The organism is Enterococcus sp. DIV0876 (genome assembly GCF_050529585.1).
In the GTDB taxonomy this organism is placed as follows: Bacteria; Bacillota; Bacilli; order Lactobacillales; family Enterococcaceae; genus Enterococcus_D.
Genome location: NZ_CP172882.1, coordinates 688,458 through 700,613 on the forward strand (window position 1 = coordinate 688,458; position 12,156 = coordinate 700,613).

Consider the following 12,156-nt stretch of genomic DNA (forward strand, 5'->3'; position numbering starts at 1 on the left):
TCAAGTTAAAATTGGTTTATCAAGAATTTTCAGGTTGATTGTAATCGTTTTATACTTGAACAAGATAATGAAAGGTGGAAGTACATGGATACATTTATCGCCATCGATATTGGCGCATCAAGCGGGCGTTTGATGATGAGTCAATGGGACGATCAGCAGCTGTCATTAACAGAGATCCATCGGTTTAAAAATAGTTTTCGCCATCATGCTGGTTTTGATCGTTGGCATATCGACTATTTGATCAAAGAAATTCTTATTGGTTTAGAGAAAGTCAAACATGCTGGGATTCAATCATGCTATGTCGGCATCGATACCTGGGCGGTGGATTATTGTTTGATTGATGACAAAGGACAGCGACTAGGAGATCCAGTGGCTTATCGCGATAAACGCACCAATCATGTGATCGAAAGATTCAGCCAAGAATATTCATTACAAACCTTATATGAAAAAACAGGCATCCAATTGCAGCCTTTCAATACGATATTCCAGTTATATGTGGAAGATAAAAATCTATTGGCAAAGGCAGACAAGTTATTATTGATCCCTGACTATCTAGGGTATGTGTTTACTGGAAAAATGGTCACTGAAAAGACCAATGCCTCCACGATGCAATTGCTCAATGCCAATACGCAATCGTGGGATCAGGATCTTTTGGCAGCGATTCAAGTGAAAGAGGATCTGTTTGCCCCGTTGGTGGATGCCGGCACACTTTTGGGTAAATTGAATCAGGAAAAATTTTCGACATATGATTTGCCAGACACGACATTTATCACCGTTGCCAGTCATGATACGGCTTCTGCGATCATTGGTACCCCAAGCAGCGGCACAGATTGGGGTTACATCAGCAGCGGGACCTGGTCCTTATTGGGTATAGAAACCAAAGTGCCCAATATTTCGGCAGCGGCATTCGATGAAAATTATACCAATGAGTGGGGTGCCCATAATACGATACGTTTCCTTAAAAATATCATGGGGATGTGGTTGATACAAGAAGTTGCCAGACATCAAAACGATCAGTATTCCTTTCCAGAATTAGCTGCACTTGCAGAAGCAACGCCAGGGTTTCAACAATTTATTGATGTCAACGATCCCCGCTTTTTGAATCCAGACAATATGATCACGGAACTGCAGACCTATTGTCGTGAAACCCACCAAAAGGTGCCGGAAACCCCGGGAGAGATCGCCCGCTGTGTCTATGACAATTTGGCCCTTTGCTATGGCAGCGAACTGCAAAAACTTGAAGCCTTGACGGGGACTGCACATACGTTGCAACGATTACACATCGTCGGGGGCGGTTCGAATAATACATTTTTGAACCAATTGACTGCAGATGTTGCCCAATGCACGATTGAAGCAGGGCCTGGAGAAGCTACTGCGATTGGCAATCTCGTTCTTCAAATGATAACAGTCGGTCTATTTGCCAGTCTTGAAGAAGCACGCATGGCGATCAAAAAGTCATTTCCCTGTACGGTCCATTACCCCCGGGCATTTGATCGGAACATACAAACAAACTATCAATCTTTTTTAAAAGGAGCACGACAACATGACAAAGATCCAGCAACGATATGAAGAAGCCAAAGCCAAATATGCCAAGCTTGGCGTTGATACAGAAGCTGTATTGAAGAAATTAAACGATGTCAAGATTTCGATGCATGTCTGGCAAGGAGACGATGTGAAAGGCTTCTTGAGTGATGAAGAATTGTCAGGCGGCATCTCAGTCACCGGCAATTATCCTGGTGCGGCCACGACACCAGATGAGTTGCGTCAAGATTTAGAAGCTGCTTACGCGATGATTCCTGGTAAACACAAATTAAATCTGCATGCAATTTATCTTGATACTGATGAAGCAGTTGATTTGGATCAATTAGAACCCAAACACTTTGAAAAATGGGTGGCGTGGGCTAAGGAGCAGGGGCTAGGTCTAGATTTCAACCCAACCTTCTTTTCTCATCCAATGTTCAAAGATGGCTTTACACTCGCTTCGCCAGATGAAACAGTCCGTCAGTTTTGGATCGAACATGGCAAACGTGCCCGAAAGATTGCTGCCTATATGGGACAAGAAACGGGACAAGTCTGTGTCAATAATTTCTGGGTGCCCGATGGCTATAAGGACAATCCGATTGATCGCTTCACGCCAAGAGAACGCTTGATGACTGCCTTAGACGAAATTTTTGCAAAAGAACTACCAGCAGCATATACCCTCGATGCTGTTGAGAGTAAACTATTTGGTTTAGGTGCAGAAGCTTATACAGTGGGTTCCCATGAATTTTATATGGGCTATGGTCTAACCCGAGATAAATTGATTTGCTTAGATGCCGGACATTTCCATCCGACAGAGGTCATTTCAAATAAATTGTCTTCGTTGGCACTGTTTAGCAAAGGGATCCTCTTACACGTCAGTCGGCCTGTTCGTTGGGATAGTGACCATGTGGTGATCATGGATGATGAGTTGCAAGAAATCGGTCGAGAGTTGGTTCGCAATGATTTGTTGGCCAAGACCCATATTGGGTTAGATTTCTTTGATGCCACCATCAATCGTGTCGCAGCTTGGGTCATTGGTACCCGCAATACCCAAAAAGCCTTATTGAAAGCGATGCTTGAACCAATCGATGCGTTGAAGGAAATCGAGCTGTCAGGCGATTTCACGACAAGATTGGCCTTAACAGAAGAATTAAAAGATTATCCATTTGCAGATGTCTGGAATTACTATTGCGAAAGCCAAGGGGTTCCTGTGGGCTTAGACTGGTTGACCACCGTCAAAGAATATGAAGAAACGGTCTTACAAGAGAGAAAGTAGGAGAAGCATGAAAAAAATCGATATGTTACAAGCAAACTTTGTTCAAGAAATGATGGAAACTACAGCCAACCTCTATCGTTTAGGCTGGGATGAGCGCAATGGCGGCAATATTTCCTACTTGCTGCAAGAAGAAGAGGTTTTGCCTTTCTTAGATCCGACAGTTGTCTTGCGCGAGATTCCAATGATTTTTGATGCCAGTGCATTGGCAGGTAAGTATTTTATTGTGACAGGTTCTGGCAAATACTTCAAGAACGTCGCTGCCCATCCAGCAGAGAACCTTGGTGTCATTCGCGTCAAAGAAGATGGGCGGACATTGGACTTGCTGTGGGGCTTAGAAAACGGCGCTGTACCAACAAGCGAATTGCCAAGCCACTTTATGAGTCATATTGCCCGGTTATCCGTTGATCCTGAACATCGGATCGTGATGCACAATCATGCCTCCCATTTGTTGGCAATGAGTTTTACACATCCGTTAGATGAACGCAGTTTCACACGGACATTGTGGCAAATGTGTACAGAATGTTTGGTGGTTTTTCCAGAAGGCGTCTCGATCATTCCATGGATGGTACCTGGAACGAATGAAATCGGTGAAGCAACAGCTGCTAAAATGAAAGAAACCCGCTTGGTCCTTTGGCCGCAGCATGGTATTTACGGTGCCGGCAATGATATGGATGAAGTCTTCGGATTGATCGAAACAGCGGAAAAAGCAGCACAAGTCTACACGTATGTCAAAGCACAAGGGCCGATTTTACAAACCATTACAGATGAAAATTTGAAAAAATTGGCAGACGCGTTTAAAGTTACTCCACGAGAAGGGTATCTTGAGGTATAATCAACAGTAGCAAGATAGAAAAGGCTTACAGTCTTTTCTGTTTCATATGTATTGTGAAAAAACAAACAAACAAACAAACGGAGGTAGAAAACATGGCAAATAGAATGATTTTGAATGAAACATCGTATTTTGGTAAAGGAGCAATCGATCATGTGCCGACAGAATTCAACGCACGGGGATTCAAAAAAGCGGCAGTGATCACCGACAAAGACTTGGTCAAGTTTGAAGTGGCAACTAAAGTGACAGATTTATTGGATGATGCCGGCGTTGAGTATGCCTTATATGATGGTATCGTGCCCAATCCAACGATCCAAAATGTCAAAGACGGTTTGGCATTCGTCAAAGAAGTACAGGCAGACTGTATCATTGCTATCGGCGGTGGCTCACCCATCGATACGGCAAAAGCGATCGCAATCATTGCGACCAACCCTGAGTTTGCGGATGTAATCAGTTTGGAAGGCGTTGCAGATACGAAAAATCCTTGCTTACCGATTTTGGCTGTGCCGACAACATCTGGGACTGCCGCTGAAGTAACAGTTAACTATGTCATCACAGATGAGAAAAATCATCGGAAATTTGTTTGTGTAGATCCTCACGATATTCCGATCGTAGCCTTTGTGGATAGCGACATGATGATGGGCATGCCAAAGCATTTAGCTGCAGCTACAGGGATGGATGCGATGACCCACGCCATCGAAGGTTTTATCACAAAAGGTGCTTGGGAAATGACAGATATGCTGCACATCAAAGCAATTGAAATCATCGGTCGCTCCTTGAGAGATTCTGTGAATGGCAATCAAGAAGGCCGCGAAGCGATGGCTTTAGGGCAGTATATTGCCGGTATGGGCTTTTCAAACGTCGGATTGGGTTTAGTACACGGAATGGCCCATCCATTATCGGCTTGGTACAACATTCCCCATGGCGTGGCATGTGCCGCTTTGCTGCCAACTGTCATGAAATACAACAAAGCGTTTACAGGTGAAAAATACCGTGAGATCGCTAGTGCATTAGGCATTGAAAATGCAGAAACAATGTCATTAGATGATGTGCGAGATGCTGCGTGCCAAGCAATCGATCAATTAAGCCAAGATGTTGGCATTCCAGCGACGATTTCTGAATTAGGTGTCAAAGCAGAAGATATCCCTGCTATTGCGCAAGATGCATTGAAAGATGTTTGTACGCCAGGAAATCCCCGAGATACAACACTTGAGGAGATTATTACGCTTTATCAATCTTTGATGTAGTAAAAAAGTCCATACCTAAAACAAAAAAATTTATGGACGTAGAAGAAATGACATGGAAGTAACTTTTGGAGCATTAATGCTTAAGCAGGTTTGTTACAATCTATAGTTTAAAATTAAATAAGGTAAGAAATAGTTAGGTATTCTGGTTATAGCAACAATATGAAGAAGTTGGCCTGAAGGCTCTTCTATTTGCTTTTGAATAAATTAACGTTCCCAAAAAACACTTGATTTTTGGGAACGTTTTATTTGAGTTTAAGGAAAATAACTATTATCTTATGCCACAACCTCAATTCTATTTTTTATTGTATAAATGAGTAAGTTAAGTAGACACCAATCATTATCTAACCACATATGGCTCCGTTCAATGAAATCAATCCAAAATGTTTGTGAGGGGTTTTATATATAGAAGTCTGGCACATGAAAATATTCAAGTAAAGTAAGTATGTAGCATGCAGGTGTGATCGAAGTAAGATCTGGTATTAATTGAAGGAAAATTCAATCATTTTTGCGATTTTCATCGATTTATATATTCCTTTTGGATATTACATCATATCAATCTAAGGTAGGCTGTATGCTGGCAGCTGTTGTGTATTATCCTTATTCATCAGATCCCAAAGATTATTTTTCAGCTATTCAAAAAGATCGTGATGGATTTTTCTTTATAGATGTTCAAGCAAGAGGAAAATATCCAAACTATGGTTTAAAAAAATTAGAACGTGCAGGTATTATTTTACCTATTGTAGAAGGTGACCTAGGATTACTAAAAGAAAACACGGTTGACTTTGTTTCGTTTTCATATTATTGCACGAGAGTAATTGGGAATGAGCCAACTGTTTTTGGGAAAAAGGAAAATATTTTTTCTCCTGTGGAAAATCCAAAACTAGAACCAGCCAATCAATGGGGCGCACAAATTGATCCATTAGGATTAAGATCAACTTTAAATATTTTATATGATCGTTATCAAAAAACCCTGTTCATTGTTGAAAATGGATTAGGTGCACACGATGAAGTTGATAAAGATGGACAGGTAATTGATGATTATCAAATCGATTATTTAAAAGACCATATAAAAACAATGAAAAACGCAATTGAAACAGATGGTGTTGATTTGTTTGGTTATACCACTTGGGGATGTATTGACCTAGTTAGCGTAGGAAGTGGTCAAATGTCTAAACGGTATGGTTTTATATATGTTGATAAAAATGATGTAGGTCAAGGAACCTTACAAAGATATAGGAAAAAATCATTTTATTGGTATAAGGAGGTTATAAAAAGCAATAGTAGAAATTTATAGTTTTCAATAACTTCAAAGTTTCAGATTTTGTGGATTGGAGAAATCTAAGTTCATTGATAGTTAAGGTTTATAAAAACTAAGCCGAAAGTTAGTTTAATCCGGTTAAACACATTGTTTAGCTGGATTTTATTTGTGCTAAAAAGAGGTGCGCTAAACAGTTTTATAGTATGTTTTCTCTTGTTCTAATTTAGGATAAGTTGAGATTATTTAACGTTGGTAAATAGCACGAATGGAATGTAGAAGTATAAATTTAAAATGATCTTGATATTAATACTTTAATTATTAGCTAAATAGCTATACTTATTTTATCGATTGGATTAGATATTTTGTGTAACTTTTAATTTATTACCTATATTCCAACTCTCTCTAATAATTTATTTTAAACAGGTTTTTTCATTAAAAGAAGAGTGTTAACGACCAAGAAAATTTGAGACTAGATATTTTTCTTATAAATCATTATAATAATCTCCTAAATTAATCTATAGAGTTCATTTTGGATTAGCAATAAGTGTAAACCATGTTACAATTAAACTAAAAATTATTCGGGGTGGGAGTTATAGTGATCCGTATTGACAATAAGCATGTAATCCATGAACATCGCTATGAGGAAGTTATTGATGTTACTGCGAAATACAAAAAGGTCAATGCCACCAAAGATATGACACTCATTGATTACAGTCCTCCAGCAGGTTTTATAATTGATGAACATTTTCATGATTGGCTAGAATTCTCTTATATTGTGGTGGGTCAACAAAAGATAACTGTTCAAGAAAAGTGTTACAAGATGAGTAGTGGTGATTTTATTTATATTCCATCAGGGTTATTTCATAAATCAGAAACCACACAGAAAAGTCACAAGATTTCATTGCTAATCCATAGTAGTTTAATGAGCAGAGAATTTCCCAAGATGTCTTTTAACCAGGTTTTGATAAAGCAAGGAGAGAATGGTCACACTGAAGAACAAAATATGCTAGTTAGCAGACTGATTACAGCATATCTGAAGATGGCTGAAAAGTTCGACTCGATACATCCCTTAGAACAGTTAGGATTTAAAACGGCATTTTATGAATTCTTTTACCATTTAGCTTTACTGGAGGATAAAGAAAATTCAGGGCACCAAGGTACGGAGACAAAACAAAAAAAATTATTAGCGGAAATCAGCGACTATATTCGACAAAATTATGACCAAAATTTAAGCTTGCAAGAAGTTTCTAAACATTTTCATGTCTCACCGCAATATTTATCTCGTGTCTTTAAGCAAGGTAAAGATAAAACATTTATGTCCTTTCTTACAGAAATTCGATTAAATCATGCTACGTATGAATTACGCAACTCTGATAAGCGTCTCATTGATATTTGTTATGAATCTGGATTTAATAATAATAAGACTTTTATCAGTGCTTTTAAAAAGAAATATATGATGACACCAAGTAAATATCGCAATCAAAATATACAAAAGTAAAAAGAACATCATACTTCAGATGGCATCAAAGACAGGTATTATTCTCAACCTATTGAGTTTAAAACCTGTTTTTTTTATGTAATAATATTAAGCTTCTATACAAAGCAAGATAGATTTTGTTAATTAGAGTAATTTTTTTGGATAAAAAAGAAATATAGTTATATATATAAAGGCTTTAGAATTTAAATGTAATCGTTTTAAACAAAAATTTAAGGAGGTTAATTATGGTAAAAATGGGTGTTTCAGTTTATCCCGATAAGAGTTCTATGAAAGAAATTGAGGAATATCTTAGATTGGCTTCGAAGTATGGATTTACAAAGGTATTTTCAAGTATGTTTTCGGTAGATCAAAGTAAAAAATCACTTATTTCTGAATTTTCTAAGTTTACAAAGATTGCAAAACAATATGGTCTATCTGTAACTTTGGATGTGAATCCAGAATTATTCGAATTCCTTGAAGTCCCATCACATGATCTTAGTTTATTCAATCAATTAGGGGTAGACGTACTTAGAATGGATATTCCTTTTTTTGATCGGAGAAATATAGATTTGCTAAATAATCAATATGGAATAAAGATTGAGTTTAATGCAATGATAACATCGATTATGGGGAAACTATTGCAAGAAGATATTAAGAAAGAAAATCTTTCTGTCAGTTTCAATTTCTACCCTCAACAATACACTGGAATCAGCGCTCACTCTTATCAAGAGATGAAAAAGATTTGGAATTCGGCTGAAGTTCCTGTGGGTGTTTTTATTTCGAGTCAAAAAAAGGGAACAATGGGGCCATGGGATGTTAGTGATGGATTACCAACATTAGAGGAACATCGGCATTTACCAATTGACCTTCAGTTACGCCATTTGATTCTAATGGGCGGTGTTGATGAAATAATGATTGGTAATGCCTTTGCGTCTGAACAAGAATTTCAATCCATATCAGAAACCCTAACGATCTTGAAGGAAGAATCTATAAAAACGGTAAAAAGTACCAAGCTGGAGTTTCCTTATTCTATGGCTAAAAGTACTCATAAAAAAGCTATACTTAGTATAAATGTTGAAGAAGATATTAGCGCTTTGGAGAATGAGATTCTCTTTGATTATCCAGCCCATTATGATGCTGGAGATGGAACTGAATATATGTTGAGATCCAGGTTTCCACGCATAACTTATAAAGAAGTAAAAATTCAGTATAGACCAACGGAAAAAGAGTATTTTGAATTAGGGGATGTAGTGATTGTTAACACGAACTTACCACATTATCAAGCTGAAGTTCAAATTGTCTTAAAACCAATTCGTGTTGATGGACAGCGTAATTATCTAGGATCGATCGCTACAGAAGAACTTTTTTTGTTGAATTACATCAATGCTAGAGATGTCTTTGTTTTTAGAACTATAGTCTAAGAAAGGTTGATATAAATGACTAACTTTTTACAAGATAGTGTGGTACCAAAAATTGTGAAATTTACCCAAACGAGATATATGCAAATAATATTGAATGCTTTTATGTCAGTTACAGCAATTACGATAGCTGGTTCATTTTTTACTTTGTTAAAGTCAATTCCTATCGATATTTGGCAAAAATTTCTTGATTCTTCAGGGGTTGGATCGATCCTATCTATTCCAGTAGCAATAACAACTGATATAATTGCTCTTTATGTGCTGTGTGCAATTTCCTATCAAACCGCAAAATCATTTGATATAGAAGGTTTTTCACCTTTGTTAATTTCTTTAGGTTCATTTTTGATTTTGACTCCATTTACTGGCATTGAACGTTCTGCTGGTGAAGGAGGAGAAATAATTACTCAAACCATGGATAACGTAATCCCGGTATCTTCTATTGGTGCTCAGGGTATATTCCTAGCTATTTTCGTTGGCATACTAGCGACAAGAATATATATCTTTGCGATAAAAAAAGGCTGGAAGCTCAGTATGCCTGAATCGGTACCTGTAAATGTATCTAATATGTTCGCCTCTATGATTCCTGGCGGGTTGGTCTTTACACTATTCTTATTATTTAGATTTATTTTGTCACTAACACCATTTCAAACTGCTCAAAATATGATTTATGGATTGCTGCAATTACCATTAACTGCGGTGGGAGGCGGTATTCCGGGAGTAATCGTGTACACATTAGCAATTAGTATATTTTGGTCTTTTGGAATTCATGGAGGAATGGTGGCTTATATAGGAATGGCGGCTATCATTTCAGTTATGAATGCAGAGAACCTTGCTGCCTTTGCTAGTGGTAGTGCGGCACCCCATCCAGAATGGGCGTTAACTCCATGGACAATGATGGGTGGAGCAGGATCGACATTAGCTTTGAGTATACTAATCTTTTTCTTTGCTAAAAGTGCGCAATTAAAAGTTTTGGGCAAAATGTCACTACCAACATCGATTTTCAATGTTAATGAACCACTGATTTTTGGTATGCCAGTCATGATGAACCCATTTCTTATTTTTCCTTTCATTTTAGTGCCAATTATTAATTTGCTTCTTTCCTTGTTAGCAATAAACATCGGATTTTTAGCGGAACCAACAGGAGCGAGTATTAATCTATTTATGCCTTTTGGAATTATGGGGATGCTAGCGAACTCTCATTGGTCCGGTTTTGTTTGGTCTATAGTTATTTTGATAATCGACATTATTATTTATGCACCATTTTTCAAGGCATATGATAGACGTCTGCTAAATGCAGAAAAAGAAAGTGAAGTTACTGTTACTGATGAAGTTGAAATCAAGATTTAGTAAAATAACAAACTTCTTAAAATATGAATGCATTATTTAAAAATCACCACGTTCTATCTTCAAAATTTATAAGACTGTCGTTATTTAGAGAAATCTAACCGTTGGTAAATAGCAAGTACAAGTTAGCCAACTAGTAAAATAAAACACTGTGCTATTTCTTCAAATAAGGTATGTACAAGTATTTTGTTTTCTAGGGTTTATAAGTCCATTAAATTCTCACCACGATTATCGTATAAAAAAGACACCTCATTGATAATATATCCTTTCAGAATAAAATAGCGTATAGGCTGTTTTATCTCAACTTTTCCACCTAGAAATAACAAGGGAGAATATACGACGGGACTGCGAATATATAGTGATAGTATAAAGAGCTTAACCCTGTTTATCAGAAGGATACGTCATAATTATGTCATTTTGTTTAGAAAGATTGTATCGTAGAGTCAAAATAGAAGGTGATCACGAACATTCAGTCTGATTGTTTGTGATCCCTTTTTAGGTATTTAGAGGTAGTTGTATCTAAATATTTTAGGTATAACTTTTTTATTTATAAATTTTCCCGGTGAAATATTTTAAGATCAATGGGGAAACCAATGTGCTTAACAAAACAACGACCACTAATGGGGAGTAATACACTTCGTTGATCAACTGATTTTGCTGTCCAATTTGTAGAATGATCAAGGCCATTTCCCCACGAGAAATCATGCCTGCACCAACCATCCATGCACTTGGATTGGAGAAATGGGCGAATTTTCCCCCAGCAAAGCCCCCCAACAATTTTGTACCAATGGCGATCACAGTAAAGAAGATAATAAAGCCTGATTGTGTGATCAGACTGGATAGATCCACAGATAAACCCACACTCACAAAGAAGACGGGGATAAATAGTGCATAACCGATCGCTTCAATATTGATCATCACTTCTTGCTTGACTTTGGTTTGCCCCACGGCGATTCCTGCAAAGAAAGCACCGATCACTGAGCTCAAACCAACGATATCCGCCAAATAAGCCATCGAAAAGCACAGAACCAATGAGGCAATGATCACAGATGCTGTGGTCGATAATTTTTCTGCAAAAGAGAATAGCAATGGTGCCAACCATTTAACAATCAAGAAAATCAAGCCAAAATACAACAATTCCTCTATGATCGTCAATGGCAATGAGAGTCCCTCCGTACTCGTTCCAAGGAAAGATAAACTCAGACTCAAGATCAATACCACCAAAATATCATCTACAACAGAGGCGCCCAAGATCGTGGAGCCTTCCTTGGTACTGACGACGCCTAATTCTTTCAGCACTTCAACCGAGATACTTACAGATGTAGCAGCCAAAACGATCCCGAAAAAGAAACTTTCTGCATTTGAACCTGTGATTTGTAAACCAGCTAACCAACTCAATCCCAAAGGCAACATGATCCCCAAAATAGCTACGAACATTCCGGGTTTGAAGTAACGCTTCAGTAAGGACACATCACTTTCCATTCCAGCCAAAAACATCAATAAAATGACCCCGATCTCAGAAAAATCAGTGACCAATATATCCGGCTGTACCCAATTCAAGCCACCAGTTCCTAAGAGAATTCCTGCCAATAACTGACCAATCACTGCCGGAATACCCAAACGCTTAGCAATTTGGGCAAACAATGTGGTGGTGACCAGGATCAAACATAAAATTCCTATAAAAGCCATTTAATCACCCTTTCTATCAAAATTGCCTATTCATTATAACACTTGTTCAATAAAAAGTTGTAAGATGACTTCTTTTTAATGGCAATTTAAAAAGGGA

At 37.7% G+C, this 12,156-nt stretch carries 8 protein-coding genes and 1 pseudogene; 8 read left to right on the forward strand and 1 reads right to left on the reverse strand.

Annotation, left to right across the window (positions count from 1 at the left end; all coding sequences use genetic code 11):
* Nucleotides 1-84 precede the first annotated feature (84 nt).
* The 8 genes and pseudogenes from rhaB (at nt 85) to IGI41_RS03280 (ending at nt 10,373) form a co-directional block, all read left to right on the forward strand.
* The gene (rhaB, locus tag IGI41_RS03245; protein ID WP_430611294.1) at nt 85-1,569 is read left to right on the forward strand and encodes a rhamnulokinase; all 1,485 of its coding nucleotides are present in this window, start codon (nt 85-87) and stop codon (nt 1,567-1,569) included.
* Nucleotides 1,544-2,797, forward strand: coding sequence for an L-rhamnose isomerase (gene rhaA / locus IGI41_RS03250; protein ID WP_430611295.1), 1,254 nt, complete (start codon nt 1,544-1,546; stop codon nt 2,795-2,797). The genes rhaB and rhaA overlap by 26 nt, the downstream gene beginning before the upstream one ends.
* A gap of 7 nt (nt 2,798-2,804) precedes the next feature.
* Entirely contained in the window at nt 2,805-3,629 is an 825-nt protein-coding gene (rhaD, locus tag IGI41_RS03255; protein WP_430611296.1) for a rhamnulose-1-phosphate aldolase, read from the forward strand.
* 92 nt (nt 3,630-3,721) lie between these two features.
* Nucleotides 3,722-4,873, forward strand: a complete 1,152-nt coding sequence (fucO, locus tag IGI41_RS03260) for a lactaldehyde reductase (RefSeq protein WP_430611297.1) — start codon at nt 3,722-3,724, stop codon at nt 4,871-4,873.
* A 553-nt stretch (nt 4,874-5,426) separates the two neighbouring features.
* Nucleotides 5,427-6,167, forward strand: a pseudogene (locus tag IGI41_RS03265) (family 1 glycosylhydrolase); the annotation flags it as partial.
* Nucleotides 6,168-6,726: 559 nt separating this feature from the next.
* Nucleotides 6,727-7,629, forward strand: a complete 903-nt coding sequence (locus IGI41_RS03270) for an AraC family transcriptional regulator (RefSeq protein ID WP_430611298.1) — start codon at nt 6,727-6,729, stop codon at nt 7,627-7,629.
* A gap of 224 nt (nt 7,630-7,853) precedes the next feature.
* A complete protein-coding gene (locus IGI41_RS03275; protein ID WP_430611299.1) occupies nt 7,854-9,029 on the forward strand; it encodes a MupG family TIM beta-alpha barrel fold protein in 1,176 nt (391 codons plus the stop codon).
* Between the two features lie 15 nt (nt 9,030-9,044).
* Nucleotides 9,045-10,373: a PTS sugar transporter subunit IIC gene (locus IGI41_RS03280; protein WP_430611300.1), complete on the forward strand. Its 1,329-nt coding sequence runs from the start codon at nt 9,045-9,047 to the stop codon at nt 10,371-10,373.
* Between the two features lie 540 nt (nt 10,374-10,913).
* On the opposite strand, the gene IGI41_RS03285 is transcribed toward IGI41_RS03280, so the two are convergent.
* Complete coding sequence (locus IGI41_RS03285) at nt 10,914-12,059, reverse strand: cation:proton antiporter (protein ID WP_430611301.1); 1,146 nt, start codon at nt 12,057-12,059, stop codon at nt 10,914-10,916.
* Nucleotides 12,060-12,156 lie beyond the last annotated feature (97 nt).